Raw genomic sequence first — 23,624 nt, forward strand, 5'->3', positions numbered from 1 at the left:
AGTCTTAAAGTCTAAAAAAATAAATTAAAGAGTTTAAAAGAGCCTAAAGCCTAAAGCTTACGGCCTAAAGCAATAAAAAAATGATTACAACAGCAAAACGATTAGACACAGTTGAAGAATACTACTTCTCATCAAAATTAAGAGAAGTTCGTCAGTTGATGTCTGAAGGAAAATCGATCATCAATATGGGAATTGGAAGCCCTGATTTGAGTCCGTCAAAAGCAGTAATTGAAGCAGTCGCTGCGGCAATTCAAGACGAAAACGGACATGGTTATCAAAGCTATCAGGGATTACCAGAAATGAGACAAGCGATGGCCGATTTTTATCGTGATCAATTTGGTGTTGAAGTGAATCCGAATAATGAGATTTTACCTCTTATGGGTTCAAAAGAAGGAATTATGCACATTTCGTTAGCATTTTTAAATGAAGGCGATCATGTTTTAATTCCGAATCCAGGTTATCCAACTTATACTTCGGTAACCAATTTGGTTCAGGCAGTTCCGGTTTATTATGATTTGAAAGAAGAAAAAGGATGGGAACCGGATTTTGAAGCTTTAGAAAAATTAGACCTTTCGAAAGTAAAAATTATGTGGCTGGGATATCCGCACATGCCAACAGGAGCGAGAGGAAGTTTAGCGTTATTTGAAAAATTGGTAGCATTTGCTAAAAAACACAATATCTTATTGATCAACGACAATCCGTATAGTTTTGTTTTGAATGATAATCCGATGAGTTTGTTGCAGGTTGAAGGAGCTAAGGATGTAGCTTTAGAATTGAATTCTTTAAGTAAAACATTCAATATGGCTGGCTGGAGAGTCGGAATGGTTTTAGGAAATCCTGAAATTATCGATGCAGTCCTAAAAGTAAAAAGCAACATGGACAGCGGCATGTATTACGGAATTCAAAAAGGTGCCATCGCAGCTTTAAAATGTGACAAATCTTGGTTCGAAGATCAAAACAAAGTTTACAGACGCCGTAGAGAATTAACAGAGAAATTAGCAGAAAAGCTAAACTGTAAAGTATATAAAGAAGGAGTTGGGCTTTTTGTTTGGGCAAAACTTCCGGAAGGAATCGAATCAGCAGAAAAGTTCATTGACGAAATATTGTATGAGAAACATATTTTCATCACGCCGGGAACCATTTTCGGGAGCAACGGCGAAGGTTATATCAGATTCTCATTGTGTGTGAAAGAGGAAAAAGTACAAGAAGCAATCGATAGGTTTTAAGTATTAAGATTTCCTGCAAGGTTTTCAAAACCTTGTAGGTATGGGATTAAAGGCCTTAATTATATAAACCTACAAGGTTTTGGAAACCTTGCAGGAGATGTAAAGTTCTTATGAAAACGAGAAGCCCTAGCCCTGATAGAAGTGGAAATCCTTTTTTGTCTCGTTTTTTAACGAGGCGGAAAAGATTGAAACGGATAGCAGGAAACAGCTTCTAATAAAAAGAAATATGAAAGTATACGTAATAGGAATAGGATTAATAGGTGGTTCGATGGTGCTGGACATCAAAGACCAACATCCGGATTCGACGATTTTTGGAATCGACAGCAACGAAAAACATTTGCAGGAAGCCATTGATTTAGGAGTTATCGACGAAGCAGGAAGTTTTGAAGATTTGGCTGAAGCCGATTTTGTAATCGTTTCGGTTCCGGTGGATGTAGCGCTGACGGTTTTGCCTAAAGTTCTGGATGCAGTCGGAGATAAAACAATTGTTTTTGAAGTTGGATCTACTAAAAAACCAATTTGTGATGTAGTAGCCAATCACCCGAAAAGAAGAAATTTTATTGCCACTCATCCGATAGCAGGAACGGAGTTTTCTGGGCCTTCGGCAGCAATAAAAGGTTTGTTTAACGGAAAAACAAACATTATTTGTGAAGTGGAAAAAACCGCTTTCAAATTGCAGGAAAAAGCGTTACAACTTTTCAGCGAAATAGGAATGAGGATTCGATATATGGATCCGGTTTCGCACGACAAACACATTGCTTATGTTTCGCATTTATCGCACATTAGTTCGTTTATGCTCGGGAAAACAGTAATGATCAAAGAAAAAGACGAACAAGATATTTTTGATATGGCGGGAAGTGGATTTGAAAGTACCGTTCGTCTGGCAAAAAGTTCACCTGCAATGTGGACACCGATTTTTAAACAAAACAAAGAATACGTTCTGGAAACCTTAGAAGGGTATATTGCAAATTTAACTCAGTTTAGAGATTTGCTGGCAGACGACAATTACAACGCCATTTTTGAGGAAATGGAAAGCGTAAATAAAATTAGAGAAATATTAAACGGAATAACTATAAAAAAGTAAACTATAAAAACGATGGAAAATAAGAAAGAAATGAGAAAGTGGTTAGAGGATTTCAATTTAAATCACCCACTTGTGATAGCTGGACCTTGTAGTGCAGAAACTGAAGATCAGGTTTTGAAAATTGCTCACGAATTAAAAGATTCAAAAGTAAGCGTATTCAGAGCTGGAATCTGGAAACCAAGAACTCGTCCGGGAGGATTTGAGGGTGTTGGTGAAATTGGATTAAAATGGTTGCAAAAAGCTAAAGCTGAAACTGGTTTATTAATGGGAACTGAAGTTGCAACTGCGGCTCACTGTAAACTAGCTTTAGAACACGATATCGACGTATTATGGGTTGGAGCACGTACAACGGCAAACCCTTTCGCAGTTCAAGAAATTGCGGATACGTTGAAAGGAACTGATAAAATCGTTTTGGTTAAAAACCCTGTAAACCCAGATTTAGCTTTATGGTTAGGTGGTGTTGAGCGTTTACACATGGCTGGAATCGAGAAATTAGGAGTTATCCACAGAGGTTTCTCTACTTACGAAAAAACAAAATACAGAAACATTCCAGAATGGCAAATTGCTATTGAATTGCAAAATAAATTCCCTGATTTACCATTAATCATTGATCCATCTCATATTACAGGAGATCGTAAAATGATTTTCGAAGTAACGCAAGAAGCTTTAGACTTGAATTACGATGGTATGATTATCGAAACGCACATCGATCCAGACAACGCTTGGTCTGATGCAGCGCAACAAGTAACTCCAGATGCTTTGAAACAAATCATCAAAGATTTGACGATCAGAAAAACGGATGATACTACAGATGAGTACAGCCAAAAAATGAAAAAGCTAAGAGCTAACATCGATGTTCTTGACGCTAACTTATTAGAATTGTTAGGAAAACGTATGAAAGTAGCTGATGAAATTGGTCAAGTTAAAAAAGACGCTAACGTTGCGATTCTTCAAAACAACCGTTGGAACGAAATCTTAGGAAAAATGATTTTAGAAGGTGAGAAAAAAGGTCTTACTGAAGAGTTTGTTTTGAGAATGTTCAAAGCAATTCACCAAGAAAGTATTGGTCACCAAGAGAAAATTTTCAACGCATAATTTTCTTTAAAATACATAAGTGATATAAGATAATTTAAGATTGACCTTAAAGTTGTTTTTAAGTTTTATTATATCACGAATTTAAAAGTAGATTGTTTTTTTATATTAAATCCCCAGTGCTTTCGGGCTTTGGGGATTTTTTTGTGCTAATTTCAGATAGAAAACAAATCTGCTGATCTGCAAAATCTGCGAGAAAATTTTTGCCCGCAGATTTTACGCTGTGTATTAAGCTGTACACAATTTATGAGCTTTGATATTGTGCTGATTAATTTAAATTGAATGTAGTATGTTTGATGTACTTTCTATCATAAGTATATAAAACATGTACTTTTTTATCAGTAGTCTGAATGATAGCTGGGTAACTGAATTCGCCTTTTTCCTGTTTTTCCAGATCAAATAATTTTTTCCAGTTCAGACCATCTTTCGAATATTCTACGTCCAAAATATTTCTTCCGTTAAACCAGTCTTTTCCTTGCGGTAATGGATTATTCACCAATAAAAAAAGGTTTTTATTTATGGTTAAAGCATCTATACCTGAATTGGAATTGATCACATTGATTGTATTGGTTCTAATCCAGCTTTTCCCATTATCTCCAGACCAGCTTGAAACTATTTTATTGTGTTTGCTTCGGGATAACATCTGAATATCCGTCGCATTATGAATTAAAAATGTCGGCTGAATAGCATTAAAGTTCTGATTGTTTTCTACCGCTATTTTCTTCCAAGAATCAGTTGCTTCTGTGTATTCTTCAACATGAATTCTCCATTCGTCAGTAGTAACGCTTTCTGTACTACTCCCGCATAAAATTACGCCTGGAGTAGTTTCAATTGGTTTATTGCGAATTGGGCCGTAAATTCCTTCTGGAAGGTATTTTGGTTCTCCCCAAGTTGTTCCGTTATCTTTGGAAACAATCATAGCGCCAAACCATTCTCTTGGATTTTTTCCTACTTTGTAAAACAAATATAAATTCTGGCTTTTAGCTTTAAAAAGAACCGGATTCCAGCAAGGGAGTGTATCAGCACCTTTTATTAGGGGATGAATCAATTCTTTTGGAGCTGACCATTTTTTATCTTTATAAGCTGAAATATAAATTCCGACATCTTTTGAACCTTCATATTTTCCTCCAAACCAAGCAGCTAAAATCTCATTTGGCTTGTATTCTACTAAAGTTGATGCGTGGCTGTTTGTCGTCGCAGGTGGATCTGCAATATAATTGCTTTCTATATTAATTGCTTTTGTCTGTGCTTTCAATCCGTTAGAAATAAGAAAGATGGCTAATAAAGCTGTTACAGCACATTTTGTTTTCAATATCATTTTATTCTTTTTTTGAGATGTAATAGAAAAATGATGCAGATTTTTAAATCCATCATTTAACATTTTACTTTTATTTACTCGTTGAATATAATGAAATAATTTGATATGATTTACCAGGTTACTAAAGATAAATGGATATGTTGAATTCAGATTAAAGTTGTTCTTTTTGATGACATTCTTATTTTAAAACCGTCAAAAGTTAGTTTCTCCCAAAAAAAACCGGAGAAGATTTTTTTAGTTACAGTTGCCGATACTTCGGCAAAAATTGGCGGTAGATTTTCTAAAGATTTTACAGAAGGTTATGGACCAGAGCAATATATAATTCGAAATGCGGTGAAAGGGAAATATCAAATTAAAACCAATTATTTTGGAGAAACTGAATTAACTGAAAATGGTCCAGCAACTTTAATGGTTGAGATTTATACAACAAAGGCTGGAAAAACTTCCAGAACTTTGAAAACAATTCAGTTGGGAAAAGTAAAAGAAAATGATGTTTTAGCTGAAATTATTTGGTAATATTCGGGAATTCCAAAGCTTAGATTTCAAATTTAAAAGGCGAAATTGCGTTGTTCCATTCTAAAAACGTAATTTTGCCTTTTATTTTTTAGAATAATCTAAAATCTAAAATCAGAAATCTAAAGTATAAGAATGACAGGAACCGTTTACAAATCTACAGGAAGCTGGTATACCGTAAAATCTGAAAAAGGAGATTTTATTGAATGCCGTATGAAAGGGAAATTTAGAATTAAAGGTATCAAAAGTACCAACCCTATTGCTGTAGGCGATATTGTCGATTATGAATTGGAGGAAACTTCAGATGCTGTTACCGGAATGATTCATAATATTCACGAAAGAAAAAACTATATCGTTCGTAAATCGGTTAATTTGTCTAAGCAGATTCATATTATTGCTTCAAATATCGATCAGGTATTTTTATTGGTCACAATCGATAATCCGCCAACAACAACCAGTTTTATTGACCGTTTTTTGGTAACCGCCGAAGCATACGGAATTGAAGCGATTCTGATTTTTAATAAAATCGATACGCTGAATGATCAGACTTTAGATGATCAGCTTTATCTGCAGCACATTTATCAGGAAATTGGATATAAATGTCTCCGAATTTCATCGACAGAAAATAAAGGAGTTGATAAACTCAAAGAAATGATGATTGGCAAAGTCAGTATGTTTTCTGGACATTCTGGTGTTGGAAAATCAACTTTGGTCAATGCGATGGAACCAAGTCTTCATTTAAAAACTACCGTAATTTCAGAACAAAGCAAGCAAGGTCAGCATACGACTACTTTTGCCGAAATGTATGATTTGTCTTTTGATGCCCGAATTATTGATACTCCTGGAATCAAAGGTTTTGGAATTGTGGATATGGAGCCAACAGAAATCAGCGGTTATTTTCCGGAATTCTTTAAATTAAAAGATCAATGCAAGTTTAACAACTGTTTACATAAAGAAGAACCGCATTGTGCCATAAAAGCGGCTTTGGAAAAAGATGAAATTGCTTGGTCACGCTACAACAGTTATCTAAAAATCCTTGAAGGCGATGAAGAACATTACCGTACAGACACGTATGGCGAAGATCGCGCCGCGAGTGATGAAACGAGGAAATAAAAATTAGTCAAAAGTCAAAAGTCGAATGTCATAAAGTTTTTAGAAACTTACGAGACTTTCGACTTTTGACTTTCAACTTTTAGACTTAAATAAATGAGAATTGTTATTCAAAGAGTTTCCGAAGCATCAGTAGCTGTGGATGGTCAAAAAACTGCAGATATTAAAAAAGGTTTATTAATATTAGTAGGGATAGAAGATGCAGATACACAGGAAGATATTGACTGGCTATCTGGGAAAATCGTAAAAATGAGAATTTTTGGAGACGAAAATGATGTCATGAACTGCTCGGTTCAGGATATTGATGGTGATATCATTGCTGTCAGCCAGTTTACACTTCACGCCTCTACAAAAAAAGGAAACCGTCCTTCGTACATAAAAGCTGCCAAACCAGATTTTGCTATTCCGATGTATGAAAATTTCGTAAAAACGTTAGAAAAAGAATTTGGAAAAAAAATTCAAACCGGAATTTTTGGCGCCGATATGAAAGTCAGCTTATTAAATGACGGACCTGTAACAATTGTTATGGACAGCAAAAACAGAGAGTAAAAAAATATAAACAAATGTTAAGAATTTCTGAAAATAATATATATTTGGAGAAATTACTTACTAATGAAAACCACCTTTTTTGCGTTATTTTTATTCTTAATTACCTTTAATTCTTTTGCCCAAAAGGCGAATTATACCATTACTTCAATTCCTGACAGTTTAAAACAAAATGCAAATGCAGTTGTTCGGTTGGATCAAATGGATATCACAATTGCTTCACAACGAAGCATGAATGTCAAGAAACAAAGAGTCATAACCGTTTTAAATGATAAAGGTCTTAGTGATATTGAGGCTTTTGAACATTATGACAAAACAACTTTGATAAACAGCATTGAAGCTATTGTTTATGATGCGGCCGGTAATGAAATCAAAAAAATAAAGCGAAAAGATTTTAGGGATCAAAGCGCAGTAAGCGGCAGTACACTTTTCTCAGACAGCAGAGTAGTTTATTTAAATTACACACCAATCTCATATCCTTTTACGATTGCTTATACTTGTGAAACCCAAACTTCAAATACTGCTTTTATACCAACATGGTATTTTTTGGGCGGTTACAATGTAAGTATCGAAAAATGTGTTCTGAATGTTGCTTTTCCAAGCGATTTAGGTTTCAAGAAAAAAGAATTTCAGTTTGCAGGATTTAATATAAAAAAGACAGAAGAAACTACTACGAAACTAAGTTATGTAGCACAGAATATTTTAGCGCAAAAAGCAGAAGATTTGAGTCCGTCTCCAGGTGATTTGTTTCCAAAAATTATAATGGGTTTAGAAAAATTTCATTTAGAAGGTGTTGACGGAACGGCAACAACTTGGGAAGCATTTGGCAAATGGTATGGAGATAAAATTCTTACTGGAACTACTACTTTGCCAGAAGAAACCAAAGCTAAAATGAAAGCGCTTGTAGGTGATGAAAAAGATCCAATCAAAAAAGCAAAAATCATTTATGATTATGTCCAAAAAAAATCACGTTATGTAAACATTGCAATCGGTATTGGCGGTTGGAAACCAATGCAGGCAAGCGACGTTGATCGTTTAGGATATGGCGATTGCAAAGCATTGTCAAATTACACTAAAGCGCTATTGCAGGCAGTGGACGTGCCTTCTTATAATACAATTTTATATGGTGACCGTTACAAATCTAATATTCAATCTGATTTTGTTTCGATGCAAGGAAATCATATGATATTAGCAATTCCGAATGGAGATAATTATACTTGGCTGGAATGTACAAGCCAAGATGATCCGTTTGGGTATCAAGGAACTTTTACGGATGACCGTGATGTTTTGGTCGTAAAACCAGAAGGTGGTCAAATTGTTCGAACAAAAGTATATGACGACAAAGGCAATACCCAAAAAGATAAAGGGATTTATGCAATTGATGAAAATGGAAATTTTTCTGGTTCAATTTCAATTGTGTCTGAAGGTTCTCAATACAATGAGAAATTTAGAATCGAGGCGTATCAGCCAACAGAAAAAGAATCACATTACAAAGAGTATTGGGACAATATCAATAATTTGAAATTAGGAAAAATTGCTTTTGCAAACGATAAGGAAAATATTCGTTTTACAGAAGACGTACAGTTAAGCGCGATAAATTATGCTTCGATTTCTGCAAATAAAATGATTTTCGCCATTGATGTTTTCAATCAAAATAATCATAGTGTGAAACGCATCAGAAATAGAAAAAATCCATTCCAAATTCAACGTGGCTATTTAGATTCTGATGAAATCGAAGTGAATCTTCCGGCAGGTTTTACAATCGAATTTCTTCCTGAGAATTATGAACTGAAAGGGAAATTTGGTGAATATAAAACTGAAATCATTAAAAAAGACAATAACAAGCTTATTTACAAAAGAAGCATGTTTTTGAATAAAGGAAAATATTCAAATAAAGAATATGATGAATATCGTCTGTTTATGGAACAGATTTCAAAAAACGATAATGCCAAAATCATTTTAACCAAAAACTAACAAATAATAAACCAAGAACTAACCCCACCAAATGAAATTAATTAAAATCTTCAGTATTTCGCTTGTATTGTTAATTGCTTCCAAAACAACAGCACAAGAATTTAAATTAGGAAAAGTATCTGTTGCTGAATTGGAGCAAAAGATACATCCAAAAGACTCGGCTGCACCCGCTGCGATTTTGTATAAAAAAGGAAAATCAAGAATTGAATTTGACCAAAGCGACGGAGACTTTGTGACTTTGACTGATGTTGAAGTTAGAATAAAAGTGTACAAAAAAGAAGGTTATGAGTGGGCAAATCAGGCGGTTTGGTATTATAAGACATCTGGTTTTGTTGAAAAAGTATCTTTTTCAGATGCATATACTTATAATTTAGTTAATGGAAAAATCGAAAAATCGAAACTAAAATCGGAAGGGATTTTTGATGAAACAGTAAATAAGTTCAGAGGGCAAAAAAAGATTACAATGCCTGGTGTAAAAGAAGGTTCTGTAATTGAATATAAATATACAATCAAAAGCCCAAGTGACCGATCGATCAGAGAATGGAACTTTCAAGAAACTATTCCTGTAAATTATTCAGAATTCACGACTTGTATTCCTGAATATTACGTTTTTAATTCTAGGCAAAAAGGTTATGTGTTTCCTAAAATGACTGTAGATAAAAGTCCAAAATCTATAATTTTTACAAGCAAGGAAAGATCAGAAGGACGTGTTACTACGACAACCTTTAGTACAGATAAAATTGATTATATAGAAACAAGAACAACGTATACTGCACAGGACTTTCCGGCTATGAAAGAGGAAGCTTTTGTGAACAACATGGATAACTATGTTTCTAGCATTCAACATGAATTATCGATGACAAAGTTTCCAAATTCGCAAATGAGAACATATTCTACAGATTGGAATTCGGTAGTGAAAACAATATACGATTACGAATCTTTTGGAGCAGAATTAAATAAAACCGGTTATTATGAAGATGATTTAAAGGCGCTTCTTGCCGGGAAAAATACACTTGAAGAAAAAATTTGGGTTATTTTAAATCATGTAAAAGCTAGTGTAAGATGGAATGGCTATACGGGTTATGACTGTGACAACGGAGTTAAAAAAGCTTACAAAGAAAAAACAGGAAACATTGGTGATATTAATTTAATGTTGACATCAATGCTTCGTTATGCTGGTTTGACTGCAAATCCAGTTTTGGTGAGTACACGTGAAAACGGAATTGCATTATTTCCTAACAGAACGGCTTTTGATTATGTAATTGCTGCAGTTGAAACTCCAACAGGTTATTTATTATTAGATGCTTCAGATAAATTTTCAACGCCAAATATTCTTCCTTTCAGAACATTGAATTGGTCAGGAAGATTAATCCGTAAAGATGGAACTTCTGAAGAAATTGAATTGACACCAAAAAAACTTTCAAATGACGTTGTCTTTTTAAATTATAAAGTCGAGGCCGATGGAAAAGTGTCTGGAAAAGCGAGAAGACAATGCACAGATCATATGGCAATGATAACTCGAGAAAGAATTGACGGTGTTAAACAAGAAGATTATCTTGAGAAATTAGAAAATAAAAACGGAAAAATCGAAATCAGCGATTACAGCAGAACAAACGAAAAAGACATTTTATTGCCTACTATAGAATCATACGCCTTCACAGGAAATGATTTGTGTGAAATTATTGGAGGAAAAATCTATATTAGTCCAATGCTGTTTTTTACAAATGATAAAAACCCTTTTAAACAAGAAGTTCGTGAATACCCAGTAGATTTTGGATTTCCACAAATGGATAAATATAATATCAATATCCAAATTCCAGATGGATTTGCAGTTGAAACCCTGCCTGCTTCAGCAGTGATAAATATGGAAGACAATGGAGGAACTTTTAAATTTGTAGTGGCTCAAAACGGCAACACTGTTCAGTTTTCTATTGCAAGCCAAATTAATGATGCAATTTTTTCTGCAGAAAAGTATGAAATGCTGAAAGAATACTACAAAGGAATGATCGCGAAAGAAACCGAAAAAGTTGTTTTAAAACGAATTTAATATGAAATTCCGAAGCCTGGCAATAGTCCTTTTTTTATGCGTTAGTTTTTCAAAAATCAATGCTCAAAATTTTTCATTGGGAAAAGTAACTATTGCCGAGCTTGAAGAAAAAATGCATCCTTTAGATTCGGCAGCTCCTGCGGCTATTTTGTTTACAAAAGGATTAGTCAAAATTGATAATAAAGGATATACAGAAAGGATAACCCAAACGCGAATTAAAATTTATAAAAAAGAGGGTTATCAATGGTCCAATATGCAATTTAGATTTCCATCAGGAAAATTAAGCGCAATAAGTATTACCGATGTTTATACTTATAATTTGGTTGACGGAAAAATTGTGAAATCGAAATTAAAGGCTGAAGGAGAATTTTTAGATAAAATCACCAAAGATATTTGGGCTAAAAAATTCGCATTTCCAGATGTCAAAGAGGGTTCAATTTTAGAATTTCAGGTTAAAATTATTGGCGGATCATTAAACATTCCAGATTGGGATTTTCAAAAAAGCATTCCGGTGAACTTTTCAGAATTTAAAACAATCATTCCAGATGTGTTTTCGTTCAAAAAAAACATGAAAGGTTTTTTTACTCCGAAATCAAATTCAAAAATGGCAAATTCATATGGGTATGTCGCAATGGAAAGCATTTATTCTCTTCAAAATGTGCCAGCAATGAGAGAAGAAGATTTTGTGAATAATATGGATAATTACCGCGCTTCTATTTCTCATGAACTCGAAGCGATTGCTTTTCCAGGGCAACTTTACAAATCATTTTCGACAAATTGGCCATCTGTTGCCAAAACAATTTATGAGTTTGAAGATTTTGGTCCAGAATTAAGAAAAACAGGATATTTTGAAGATGATCTGAAATTATTATTAGCCAATAAAATAAAGCCCGAAGATAAAATAGCGACAATATTCGATTATGTGAAGTCAAACATACAATGGAACAAACATCTTGGCTACGGCTGTGAAAATGGAGTCAGAAAAGCATACAAAGAAAAATCAGGAAATTGTGCCGATATTAATTTAATGCTTACGGCAATGCTTCGTCATGCAGATTTAGATGCAAATCCGATTTTAGTAAGTACACGTTCTAACGGAATTTCATTTTTTCCAAGCGTAGGCGGATTCAATTATGTGATTGCTGGAGTAGAAACACCGCAAGGAATGGTTTTGTTAGACGCAACCGAAGATTATTCAGCTGTAAATATTTTGCCTTTAAGAGATTTAAACTGGGTTGGAAGATCAATTCGTAAAGATGGAGCTTCTAAAATTGTTGATTTAATGCCGAAAAAAAATTCAACAGATATTGTTACATTGAGTTTTGAAGTTTCGGAATCAGGAAGTATTGAAGGAAAAGCAAGAAGACAATATTCAGATTATAATGCTTTCAATTTTAGAGACAAAATAAGTAAGGATGATGAAGGGGCTTATATCGAAAAATTTGAGAATGAAAACAGAAATATTGAGCTAAGCGAATATAAAAGAGTTAATGAAAAAGAATTGGCATTGCCAATTTCAGAATCATTTTCGTTCAAAGGTTCAGATCTTACAGAAGTAATTGGAGGAAAAATCTATCTCAATCCGATGTTGTTTTTCTTAAGCGAAAAAAATCCTTTCAAACAAGACAAAAGAGAATATCCAGTTGATTTTGGATTTCCTTTTTCACAACGCTATACCATCACAATTAAAGTTCCCGAAAAATTTGTCATCGAAAATCTGCCTCAATCAACTGCGGTAGTTATGCTGGATAATTTGGGCGTTTTTAAATTTGATATAGCGGCGAGTGACGATAGAATTCAGCTTTCGATAATACATCAAATTAATGAAGCTATTGTTCCAATTGGGAAATATGAAATGCTGAAAGAATACTATAAAACAATGATTGCAAAAGAAACTGAAAAAATTGTTTTAAAAAGAATATAAAAAAATGAAGAATTTATTAATTATAATTTTATTTACAGTTTTTGCAGTAAAAGCACAATCTCAAAACTACGAATTAGGCAAGGTTACAATTGCTGAGCTACAGGAAAAAGCAAACCCAAAAGATACTACTGCTCCGGCAACAATTTTATTTAAAAAAGGAAAATCATTTTTCAATTATACAAATGGAAAAGGCTTTTCAGCAATTCATGTCTACGAATTTAAAATCAAGATCTACAAAAAAGAAGGCCTTGCATGGGCCGATCAAAAGGTGCGCTTTTATATAGGTTATGAAAATTTAAACGAAGATCGTTTAGAGTTTTCAAATGCCATTACATACAATTTGGAAAATGGAGCCATCGTAAAAACCAAACTAGAGAGCCAAGGAACTTTCAAGAAAAAAGTCAATAAATTTTGGAGCGAAAAAATGATTACACTTCCCAATGTAAAAGTGGGTTCTGTTATCGAATACAAATACGTTTTGAAATCGGAGAATCTTCTAAAATTGCCCGATTTTGAATTCCAGTATGACATTCCAGTAAATTATTTTGAATACAAAACAGAAATTCCGGAATACTTTATTTATAAACCAATCTCAATTGGAAATTATCCAATAGAATCGGAAGCCAAATTGGTTACAAAAAGCCAAAGTTATGAGAATGAGCATAATCAGTCAGGGGTCCTTTCGTACAAGCAGATCAATACTTTTTACAAGGGAAAAGATGTTCCAGCTTTGACAGAAGAACCGTATGTGAATAATGTGGATAATTACAGAGGTGCTATGCAGTTTGAGATCGAACGACTACGCTATCCTGATACGCCAGTCAAAGATTATGCGATTACTTGGGAAGGTGTTGCAACGAATATTTTCAAAGATGAACATTTTGGAAAAGAACTTAACGAAAAGAATTTTCTTGTTGAGGATGTTAAAAGATTATTGACTGGCGTTGAATCTCCTAATGATCGAATGAATATTATTTTCAAATTTGTTCAGAATAAAATGAATTGGAATGAAGTCAATGATTATTATACCGATAAAGGAATTGTAAAAGCATATAGTGATCAAATCGGTAATGTTGCTGAAATTAATTTTATTTTGATCAATATGCTGAAGTTAGGAGGTATCGATGCAAATCCGGTTTTGGTGAGTACTATTGAAAATGGAGTTCCAGTATATCCAACACGAACTGGATTTAATTATGTAATTGCAGGCGCACTTGTAGACGGAAAATTAATTTTGCTGGATGCAACGCATAAATATACATGTCCAAGCATTTTGCCATTGAATGTTTTAAATTGGAAGGGACGATTGATTAAAGCAGATGGAACTTCGCAGGAAATCAATTTAGATCCAACTGCGCTGTCAAAGGAAAATTCGACAGTTTTTGGAAAAATAGGTGAGACTGGAAAAATGGAAGGTAAAATGAGAATTCAAAGAACAGATTATGATGCTTACAGTTTCAGAACAAAACACTCCAATCAAAATCAAGAAAATTATCTTGAAAAATATGAGGAAGAACTGGGAGATTTGAAAATCGCTAATTATAAAATTGAAAATGCAAAAGCTAATTTTTCTGAGCCTGTAACAGAGACTTTTGATTTTGTATCAGAAAACGTTGTTGAGCGTATTGGAGGACAGTTATTCATTAATCCATTATTGTTTTTTACCAGTTCTAAAAACCCTTTTACTCAAGAAAAAAGGCAAATGGGAATTTATTTTGGATATCCTAGTCAAGAAAAAATAAACATGAATTTTCAAATTCCAGATGGATATCAAGTAGAATCAATGCCAAATCCAATCCGAATCTCGTCTGAAAATAAAGCAATCGTTTACACATTAAATATTTCAAAACAAGAAAATAAAATTCAGATTAGCTGTATCAAAGAAATAAACAATAGTATTTTTGCAGCGGATGATTATAATGGATTAAAAGATCTTTTCCAGAAAGTAATTGCCAGTCAAAATGAAAAAATTGTCCTTAAAAAAATATAGCGATGGATTTGAAAAATGCACAACTTGATGTTGATACTTGGATAAAAGAACACGGTGTTCGTTATTTTAACGAATTGACCAATATGGCGCAACTTACAGAAGAAGTTGGAGAAGTTGCCCGAATTATTGCCCGTCGTTACGGAGAACAATCCGAAAAAGAAAGTGATAAAAACAAAGATCTTGGCGAAGAATTGGCAGATGTTGTTTTCGTAGTTTTATGTTTGGCGAATCAAACAGGAATCGATTTGCAAGCCGCTTTTGACAAAAAAATGGATTTAAAATCGGTTAGAGATAAAGATCGTCACAAAAACAACGATAAATTGAAATAATTGTGAAATATCACTCATAAGTTTTGAATTATGAGTTTTGAATTTTGAATTATGAATGGGGAGTGGTAAATTGCGGGGCTGAATTATGTTTCTATCATTCGTAATTCAAAACTCACAACTTACAATTAAAAAAATGAATTTAAAATTAAGTACGAATTCACCATTTACAATTGATGATTCGCAATTAAATATCACCGGTTCAAAAAGCGAAACGAACCGTTTATTGTTACTAAAAGCTTTATTTCCAAATATTACTTTAGCCAATACTTCAAACTCAGATGATAGCGAAGTAATGCAAAAAGCCTTAATTGGAAATGATGAAATCGTAGATATTCATCATGCGGGAACTGCAATGCGTTTTTTGACAGCTTATTTTGCTGTGAATGAAGGCAGAGAAGTTGTAATGACGGGATCAAGCAGAATGCAGGAACGCCCAATCAAAATTTTGGTTGATACTTTAAGACAATTAGGAGTTGAAATCTCTTATGAAAAAGAAGAAGGTTATCCGCCAATTCGAATTAAAGGAAAAAAAGTTACGGCTTCAAAAGTAAACTTGGCAGCAAATGTGAGCAGTCAATATATCTCGGCACTTTTATTAGTAGCTTCAAAACTTGAAAATGGTTTAGAACTAACTTTAGAAGGAGAAATTACTTCAGTTCCTTATATCAAAATGACTTTGGCTTTGCTGAATGATTTAGATATCAAAACCAGTTTTGAAGGAAATGTAATCAAAGTTTATCCAAAAGATGCTGTTGAAACAAAAGAAATGGTTGTTGAATCAGACTGGAGTTCAGCTTCTTATTTCTTTAGTTTGGTTGCTTTGTCTGAAGTTGCAAAAATCACTTTGAGCAGTTATAAAGAAAACAGCCTTCAAGGAGATTCAGAATTAGTTTCTCTGTATGAAAAAATGGGTGTAAAAACGACTTTCCAAAATAACAAAATGACTTTGGAAAAAGTAGCTGGTTTCACTTATCAAGACGTAAATTTTGAATTGAATAATACGCCAGACATTGCTCAGACAATTGTTGTAACTTGTTTAGGTTTAGGAATTGGATGTCACTTAACGGGTCTTCATACTTTAAAAATCAAAGAAACTGACAGATTGGAAGCTTTACGAATTGAGCTTACAAAATTAGGAGCTACTATTTCTGTAACCAATGATAGTTTAACTTTAGAGCGTTCAGGAGCAATTAACCATGATGTTCATATTGCAACCTATAACGATCACCGTATGGCAATGGCATTTGCGCCTTTAGCAATTAAAGTTCCAATTATTATTGATGATGCCGAAGTAGTTTCTAAATCATACCCAGATTTCTGGAATGATTTAAAAGCTTTAAATTTTCAAATTTCAGAATTGTAAAAATTTTTAAACCATATAAGTTATATAAGTTCATTTAAACAAAGACTTTGTACAAAGCTTAATCATATAGCCTCTGGTTTTAACCAGAGGTTTTTTTATGTGTATTTAAAACAAACCCGACAGAGGTTTAATAAAAAAACAGTTAATATGAACTTATATAACTTATATGGTTTAAAAAAATACATTTATAATGGTTCGCGAAGCCTCACAAAATCAAGGGCTTTTGAAAATAAACGTCAAAACACTTGACAACGCCTATTTCACAATCGTATATTTGCAAGCGATTTAAAATTTTAGATAAAAAAATCTAAGATTGATATTTTAAAATCTAACTTCAAATATGAAATTATCACACTTCAATTTCAATTTACCGAAAGAACTTTTGGCTGAATTTCCAGCAGAAAACAGAGATGAATCTCGTTTAATGGTAATTGACCGTAAAAAAAACACTATCGAGCATAAAATGTTTAAAGACGTTATCAACTATTTTGATGACGGAGACGTTTTAATTCTAAATAATACAAAAGTTTTCCCTGCGCGTTTGTACGGAAACAAAGAAAAAACGGGAGCTAGAATTGAGGTTTTCTTATTAAGAGAATTAAATTCTGAGCAAAGACTTTGGGACGTTTTAGTAGATCCTGCTAGAAAAATCCGTATTGGTAATAAACTTTATTTTGGTGACGACGATTCATTAGTTGCTGAGGTAATCGACAATACAACTTCTCGTGGTAGAACTTTACGTTTCTTATACGATGGTTCTTACGAAGAATTCAGAAATAAATTGACAGAACTTGGAGAAACTCCAATTCCTAAATACATCAACAGAGAAGTTACTGCTGAAGATGCTGAAAGATACCAAACTATCTACGCAAAAGAAGAAGGAGCTGTAGCGGCGCCAACTGCTGGTTTGCACTTCTCAAAACACCTTTTGAAAAAATTAGAAATCAAAGGAGTAAATTTTGCTGAGGTAACTTTGCACGTTGGTTTAGGAACTTTTAACCCAGTTGAGGTTGAAGATTTGTCTAAGCACAAAATGGATTCTGAAGAATTGATCATCACACAACAAGCTTGTGATATCGTAAACGAAGGAAAAGCAAAGAAAAAACGTATTTGTGCTGTAGGAACAACTTCTATGCGTGCAATCGAAAGTTCTGTTTCTTCTGCTAATACTTTAAATCCATACGAAGGATGGACAAATAAATTTATTTTCCCTCCTCACGATTTCAGTATTGCAAACTGTATGATTACAAATTTCCACACACCAAAATCAACATTATTAATGATGATTTCTGCTTTCTGTGGACATGACTTAATGAAAAAAGCATACGACGAAGCGATCAAAGAGGGATACAAATTCTATTCTTACGGAGACGCAATGTTAATATTATAATTTGAGTTTATTTCAGAACTTCAAAAACCTGTCAGTAATGACGGGTTTTTTTATAGTTTTCAGTCACAGTCTCAGTTTTCAGTCCCACACTGAATACTGAGACTGTGACTGCGACTAAAAAGTAAACTTGTTAAATTTTAACGAAATACTTCAAAAGTTGTTATTTTAGCATCCAAAACAAAAAAAAATGACTTTTCAAAATACACGCGAATTTGCACGAGAGCTAGATTCGAAAGACGCATTAAACCATTATCAAGATCAATTCATTTTTCCAAAAGTGAATGACAAACGAGTAATTTATTTTACCGGAAACTCTTTAGGATTACAGCCAAAACGCACCAAAGCCTATATCGATGAAGTGATGAACGATTGGGCAGAATTGGCAGTAGAAGGTCACTTTTATGCCGAGAAACCTTGGTGGGATTATCAGGAAAGATTTGCAGAACCGTTGAGTAAAATTGTAGGTGCGCTTCCGTCTGAAGTTACGGTTATGAATACGTTAACTGTAAATCTTCATTTGCTGATGGTTTCATTTTATCAGCCAAAAGGAAAGCGTTATAAAATTATCTGCGAAGAAAAAGCTTTTCCGTCAGATCAATATATGTTTCAAAGTCAAGTGAATTTTCACGGATATAAACCTGAAGATGCGATTGTAGAAATTAAACGTAGAGATGGCGAGCACAATATTCGCCTTGAAGATGTTTTAGCAAAAATCGAAGAAGTTGGTGATGAACTGGCTTTGGTTTTGATTGGCGGAGTAAATTATTATACAGGACAAGTTTTTGACATTAAAACCATTACTGCAGCAGGGCAAAAAGTTGGAGCAAAAGTAGGTTGGGATTTAGCGCACGCTGCCGGAAATATCAAATTAGAGCTTCACGATTGGAATGTCGATTTTGCCGCTTGGTGCAGTTATAAATATATGAATTCGGGTCCAGGAAATGCTTCGGGTTGTTTTGTTCACGAAAAACATCATCATTCAGATTTGCCAAGATTTGCTGGATGGTGGGGACATAATAAAGAACGCCGTTTTAAAATGGAACCAAATTTTGATCCAGTTCAAGGAGCAGGCGGATGGCAAATTAGTAATCTTCCGGTTTTATCTTTAGCGCCATATTTGGCATCTGTAGAAATGTTCGCTGAGGTTGGAATGGATGCTTTAATAAAAAAACGTGATCATATTACGTCTTATTTAGAATTTATTCTTCACGAAATTGATAAAGAAGTAGAAAGTACATTTGAAATCATTACACCAAATAATCCTGAAGAAAGAGCATCACAATTGTCTGTTTTTCTTCATGGCCAAGGGCGAAGCTTATTCGATTATTTAATGAAAAACGGTGTAATTACAGATTGGCGCGAACCAAACGTCATTCGTCTTGCACCAGTTCCTTTGTATTCTTCGTATGAAGACATGTATGATTTTGGACAAATTCTGAAAAAAGGAATTTTAGGGAAATAAGAGTGAATTAATCTCGCAAATTAATCCGTTTAATCTGTGGCTTTAAACGAAAATATTCTAATCTTATAAACTTTCCAAAAAATTCTGTAATAAGTATTATAGCTAATATTCCGTATTTTGTAATGTATAATTTTAAAAATTACAATCATGAAAGGCTTATATGTTTTATTAGCAGCGATACTTTTAACATCTTGCCAAAATCAAAGTAAGGAAGATCTAAATAAAGCCAAACAAGCCAGTATTGATTCAATGAAAGTTGAAATTAACAAGCAGCGTGTTATCGATTCAATGAAGACTGAAATGGCGAAGGCAGAAGAGAAACAGAAAGCAGAAGCTCAAAAAGTTGTTGTAGTGCATGAAAATGACGGAACAGCAACAGCAGCACCAGCATCAGCAAAAAAGAAAGGTTGGAGTTCGACTGCTAAGGGCGCTGTAATTGGTGCCGGAGTTGGCGCTGCCACCGGAGCAATTGTCAGCAAGAAAAAAGGTGAGGGTGCCATCATTGGTGGTTTGGCCGGTGCCGGAGTAGGTGCGGGTACAGGTGCTATTATTGATAGCAACAAGAAAAAGAAAGAATAGATTATAATTCTATAAACAAAAAACGCCGATTTATTTTTTAAATCGGCGTTTTGTTTTTAGGCTAATTCTAAAGTTGGAATTTGAATCGAGTTTAATTCTGATTTATAAGAATCAAACTGATTTTTAATTTTCTCTTCGTCATTTTTAAAATATAAAGTTGATGAAAATAGATTGTGATAATATTCGATTCCTTCGAGAATATTCGCTTTAAAGGAATTCCATTTTTTAAGTTGCATCGCTGTTACTTCTCCCGAAATGGTTTCAATCTCATTTCTGAAATAATCCACATACATTTTTAATTCCTTTACAAATAAATTGGGACGATCCGTTCTCAAAATTGATTTTCCCTGATAAATATGCTGAATCATTTCTTTCAAAGAAACTTCCTGATCAAAATAAGCCAGATTTGGTCCTGGACAAATTACTACACCTTGCGATTGTCCTTTTATTTTGATGTCATTTTCTAAATAAGAAGCGTTTGCCAAACCAACACACAAACATGATTTTTCGGTGATTTTGATTTTGCTTTTCTCAAAATCTTCTGTAGATAAAGTATCTTTTCTGCTTTCTAACTCTTCCAGTTTTATATCCTGATATTTCTTAGAAGCCGTACAAATTCCGTGTGGATCGTATTCTTTGCTTAGCGCTAAAAATTTCTTTGGGCATGAACTTCCTGCTTTATTTTCGTCAATGCGTTTTTGTTTTAAAAATTCATTTGTTGTCCCTTTTAAAGTATTAAACGGAACTCCCAAAGGTGAAATGTTACTCAAATAGAAATCATCTTCTTTGGCATTCATCAATAAGTTTCGAGTTTCCTTGTCTACAGAAGTGGCTTCGGGAACTAATAAAAAAGGTGAACCCCAACCAACAGCATCGACTTTATATTCATCCAATAAAAATTCATGTTCTTCAGCAGTTCCGACGCCGCCTTGAACGGTGATTTTTAGTTCTAAAGGTTTTTCTGGGAAATACTGATTTTTTGCCTGTAAAGCTTTAATCATTAAATCGTGAGCCGATTGTACCAATTGTTCTTTTTTCTGCTTAAATTCTTCCAAAATAGTGCCTAATAAAAGTCCATCGGTTGCGAAAGCATGCCCGCCACAGTTCAATCCTGATTCGATTCGATATTCTGAAACCCAAAGCCCTTTTTTTGCTAAAAAATTCCCTTGAATCATAGCCGATCTGAAATCACTCACTTTTAAGATGATTTTCTTTCTCAGTTCGTTATTCTCATTTGGGAAAAAATCTTTGAAGTTTTCGAAATAACCAAATAATCTCGGATTCATGCCGGCAGAAAGCACAATAGAGGATTCCAAATTACTGTTTGCAAAACCTCTCAACGCAGCATGTGCATCATTAAATTCAATTGGAAGCTGTTCATTTTTGATAAAATTATCTTTATCCAATTTTGTCATGATATTCACATCAATTTCTCCTGGGAAAAGATGTGATTCGATATAGTGTTGAATGTTTTCTTTAAAAGCGATTCCGTCATCCAATAAATTTTGAAAACCTTTTTTTATGTCAGAAGTATTAGGCAGCATCGACATGAAGTTTTCTAAAGCTGTTTTGCTTTCTGTCAATTCTGTTTTAAAGTTTTCGAACTTTTCTTTTACAATTTTATCGACTAAATTTAAATAAGAAGTTATTCTTTCGGCACGATAATCATGAAATTTCTGAGTGATTTCTTCATAAGGAAGATTGAATTTTGTGCTGTAAAAATTGCGCATCTTCTCAATCAAATCATCATCGGCGAGCGCAATAACAGACGAAATTCCATATTGCGCAACGCGAATGGGGCTGTCTATTGTATAAGCGAGTCCCATTACCGGAATATGGAAAGTATGTAAGGGTGTTTTTGTCATTTGTTTTCAAATTAAAATAAAGACAAATGAAAAGAAATATTTTCTTGCAAAACCTGATAATTGTCAGGTTTGGATTTAGGTTGCAACGAATTACACAAATTTTTGCGAATTATCAATTAGTGCAATTTGTGTAATTCGTTGCTGAAAATTATATCAAGATCTTCTTCAAAGATTCCGCAATGCTTCTCCACAATAGGTTGTAGAATGATCTATCCTGAAGTCGTTCTACTTCAATTTCTGCGGTTTTAGCTCCGTCTTTCGAATCATTTTTAACTAATAAATTGGCAACAGCAGTTTTAAGTTTAGCTTCTTTTTCTGTTTTTTTCTTTTTGTACAATTTCACTTTTAAGTCATCATAATCCAAAGAAGCATTTCCTTTGGAGCCATTGTCATTTCCGTAGAAATTGAAACGATATTTATGGAAAGTTCCAGTAAAAGTTGTGTTGATGTACGGTTTTGTGAATCTCGTCATTCCTTGAACATTAAAATTCGAAATCACGCCTTGAATATGAAATCCATCGGTCTTATCTAAAACATTAAAACTCCAATCGACATCTAGCGGAGAATTTTTCATAAAAATACATTTGACTTTGATTTTTACATCGTTTGTTTTTTTCAAACCAAAACCGCTTCGCAAATTAGTTGCCTGCAAATTGAATTGGTCAAATGTCAAAACTCCGGGGCCTTTCGCAACATCCAATTCTTCTTCATAAACCAATTTCGATTTCAAAACTTGTAAAGTATCAATTTGAAGCGGAAATTTGAGATTTCGCAATAAATGATTGTAAAGGTATTTTTTGCTAGGATCGTCTTTCAGCATTTTTCCTCGGTATATATTGGCATCAAAATGATTGATGACCAGGGAGTTTGCTTTAAAGTAAAATTTATCGTTTTTAAATCCCCAATTCATTTTTGCAACTTGAGCCGAATCGAATTTTAAATTGTAAATGTCTTTCTCTTTGTCGAGACGCTTTACAAAATCATATCGCTTAAATTGAGGTAGATAAGAGAAATTATTGATTTTTAAAAAATTATTTTCGGTACTTATTTTTCCAATATTTATATAGTAAAAAGAATTTGGTCGGTAAAACAAGCTATCAATAATTAAAGCATAAGTTTTGTATTGCAATGGAATTTTTTCTTTTAAAGTAGTATCGGTTATTAAAATTCCTTCCAATTTTAAAATGATTTTTTTAACGCTGAAAATGGGTTTTTCAGTATCGAGCGAAACCACATCAATCGTTCCATCATTTAGATAAATATTCGAAACCGCAATTATTTTCCGGAAGGGAGCTACAATTTCAGTTTCAATACTTTTACGGTTATTCAAAAGTTTTTCGCCTTTTTTATATAAAATCACATGTGGTTTATTGATGATAATACTTTCTGCCTGAATAATATCGCGAAAAGCCAAATCCCAAATATTGAAATGTTTTATAGTAATCGATTCGATTTTAGAAAAAAGACCATTTTTACTGTCCTTGGGTTCGTTTTTCGGACTAACTAATAATGTCTGAGCGTAGATATTTCGAGAAAAAAGCGACACTTCAATTTTTTCATAATTGATATTATACACCGTTTTATTTTTCTCGTGAATGATAACTGGAAGCTGTTTTTTGATCCAGTAATTCAAGCCAATATTGGCTAAAATCACAATAATAAACAGAGAAATTACTCCGATTGCTATTTTTTTATAGATTGACATTTATTGTATCGATTTTAAATATAAATTTAGACTTTAGAAAATAAAGTCGTTTACATGATTTTATTTTTACGTTACATTTTAACAAATCATCAAACCGAATACCTTGT

General features: G+C 33.5%; 18 protein-coding genes. 15 read left to right on the forward strand and 3 right to left on the reverse strand.

Annotation, left to right across the window (positions count from 1 at the left end; all coding sequences use genetic code 11):
* Positions 1-80 precede the first annotated feature (80 nt).
* From H600_RS0108700 to H600_RS0108710, 3 genes are all read left to right on the forward strand, one after another.
* Entirely contained in the window at positions 81-1,226 is a 1,146-nt protein-coding gene (locus tag H600_RS0108700; RefSeq protein ID WP_026728418.1) for a pyridoxal phosphate-dependent aminotransferase, read from the forward strand.
* 226 nt (positions 1,227-1,452) lie between these two features.
* A complete protein-coding gene (locus H600_RS0108705; protein ID WP_026728419.1) occupies positions 1,453-2,310 on the forward strand; it encodes a prephenate dehydrogenase in 858 nt (285 codons plus the stop codon).
* 12 nt (positions 2,311-2,322) lie between these two features.
* Positions 2,323-3,405 (forward strand): bifunctional 3-deoxy-7-phosphoheptulonate synthase/chorismate mutase type II, encoded by a 1,083-nt coding sequence (locus H600_RS0108710; protein ID WP_026728420.1) that lies wholly within the window; start codon positions 2,323-2,325, stop codon positions 3,403-3,405.
* Positions 3,406-3,670: 265 nt separating this feature from the next.
* On the opposite strand, the gene H600_RS0108715 is transcribed toward H600_RS0108710, so the two are convergent.
* Positions 3,671-4,720, reverse strand: a complete 1,050-nt coding sequence (locus H600_RS0108715) for a sialidase family protein (protein ID WP_026728421.1) — start codon at positions 4,718-4,720, stop codon at positions 3,671-3,673.
* A 333-nt stretch (positions 4,721-5,053) separates the two neighbouring features.
* Here H600_RS0108715 and H600_RS22695 point away from each other — a divergent pair, with 333 nt between their 5' ends.
* The 12 genes from H600_RS22695 (at position 5,054) to H600_RS0108775 (ending at position 19,947) form a co-directional block, all read left to right on the forward strand.
* Positions 5,054-5,236, forward strand: a complete 183-nt coding sequence (locus tag H600_RS22695) for a DUF2135 domain-containing protein (protein WP_026728422.1) — start codon at positions 5,054-5,056, stop codon at positions 5,234-5,236.
* Positions 5,237-5,368: 132 nt separating this feature from the next.
* Positions 5,369-6,346: a ribosome small subunit-dependent GTPase A gene (gene rsgA, locus H600_RS0108725; protein ID WP_026728423.1), complete on the forward strand. Its 978-nt coding sequence runs from the start codon at positions 5,369-5,371 to the stop codon at positions 6,344-6,346.
* A 93-nt stretch (positions 6,347-6,439) separates the two neighbouring features.
* Complete coding sequence (dtd, locus tag H600_RS0108730; protein WP_026728424.1) at positions 6,440-6,892, forward strand: D-aminoacyl-tRNA deacylase; 453 nt, start codon at positions 6,440-6,442, stop codon at positions 6,890-6,892.
* A 63-nt stretch (positions 6,893-6,955) separates the two neighbouring features.
* On the forward strand, positions 6,956-8,863 hold the full coding sequence (locus H600_RS0108735) for a DUF3857 domain-containing protein (protein WP_026728425.1): 1,908 nt from the start codon (positions 6,956-6,958) through the stop codon (positions 8,861-8,863).
* A 31-nt stretch (positions 8,864-8,894) separates the two neighbouring features.
* Positions 8,895-10,910: a DUF3857 domain-containing protein gene (locus tag H600_RS0108740; RefSeq protein ID WP_026728426.1), complete on the forward strand. Its 2,016-nt coding sequence runs from the start codon at positions 8,895-8,897 to the stop codon at positions 10,908-10,910.
* Position 10,911: 1 nt separating this feature from the next.
* Positions 10,912-12,834, forward strand: a complete 1,923-nt coding sequence (locus H600_RS0108745; protein WP_026728427.1) for a transglutaminase domain-containing protein — start codon at positions 10,912-10,914, stop codon at positions 12,832-12,834.
* 4 nt (positions 12,835-12,838) lie between these two features.
* Entirely contained in the window at positions 12,839-14,824 is a 1,986-nt protein-coding gene (locus tag H600_RS0108750) for a DUF3857 domain-containing protein (RefSeq protein WP_035108507.1), read from the forward strand.
* 2 nt (positions 14,825-14,826) lie between these two features.
* Complete coding sequence (locus H600_RS0108755) at positions 14,827-15,153, forward strand: nucleotide pyrophosphohydrolase (RefSeq protein ID WP_012022600.1); 327 nt, start codon at positions 14,827-14,829, stop codon at positions 15,151-15,153.
* 133 nt (positions 15,154-15,286) lie between these two features.
* Complete coding sequence (aroA, locus tag H600_RS0108760) at positions 15,287-16,516, forward strand: 3-phosphoshikimate 1-carboxyvinyltransferase (RefSeq protein ID WP_026728429.1); 1,230 nt, start codon at positions 15,287-15,289, stop codon at positions 16,514-16,516.
* 340 nt (positions 16,517-16,856) lie between these two features.
* Positions 16,857-17,906, forward strand: coding sequence for a tRNA preQ1(34) S-adenosylmethionine ribosyltransferase-isomerase QueA (gene queA / locus H600_RS0108765; RefSeq protein WP_026728430.1), 1,050 nt, complete (start codon positions 16,857-16,859; stop codon positions 17,904-17,906).
* 187 nt (positions 17,907-18,093) lie between these two features.
* On the forward strand, positions 18,094-19,368 hold the full coding sequence (gene kynU / locus H600_RS0108770) for a kynureninase (RefSeq protein WP_026728431.1): 1,275 nt from the start codon (positions 18,094-18,096) through the stop codon (positions 19,366-19,368).
* Between the two features lie 147 nt (positions 19,369-19,515).
* On the forward strand, positions 19,516-19,947 hold the full coding sequence (locus tag H600_RS0108775; protein WP_026728432.1) for a YMGG-like glycine zipper-containing protein: 432 nt from the start codon (positions 19,516-19,518) through the stop codon (positions 19,945-19,947).
* A gap of 56 nt (positions 19,948-20,003) precedes the next feature.
* On the opposite strand, the gene H600_RS0108780 is transcribed toward H600_RS0108775, so the two are convergent.
* The gene (locus tag H600_RS0108780) at positions 20,004-21,812 is read right to left on the reverse strand and encodes a hypothetical protein (protein WP_026728433.1); all 1,809 of its coding nucleotides are present in this window, start codon (positions 21,810-21,812) and stop codon (positions 20,004-20,006) included.
* A gap of 148 nt (positions 21,813-21,960) precedes the next feature.
* On the reverse strand, positions 21,961-23,517 hold the full coding sequence (locus H600_RS0108785) for a hypothetical protein (protein WP_026728434.1): 1,557 nt from the start codon (positions 23,515-23,517) through the stop codon (positions 21,961-21,963).
* Positions 23,518-23,624: the final 107 nt, after the last annotated feature.

It is taken from the genome of Flavobacterium denitrificans DSM 15936, from assembly GCF_000425445.1.
GTDB lineage: Bacteria > Bacteroidota > Bacteroidia > Flavobacteriales > Flavobacteriaceae > Flavobacterium > Flavobacterium denitrificans.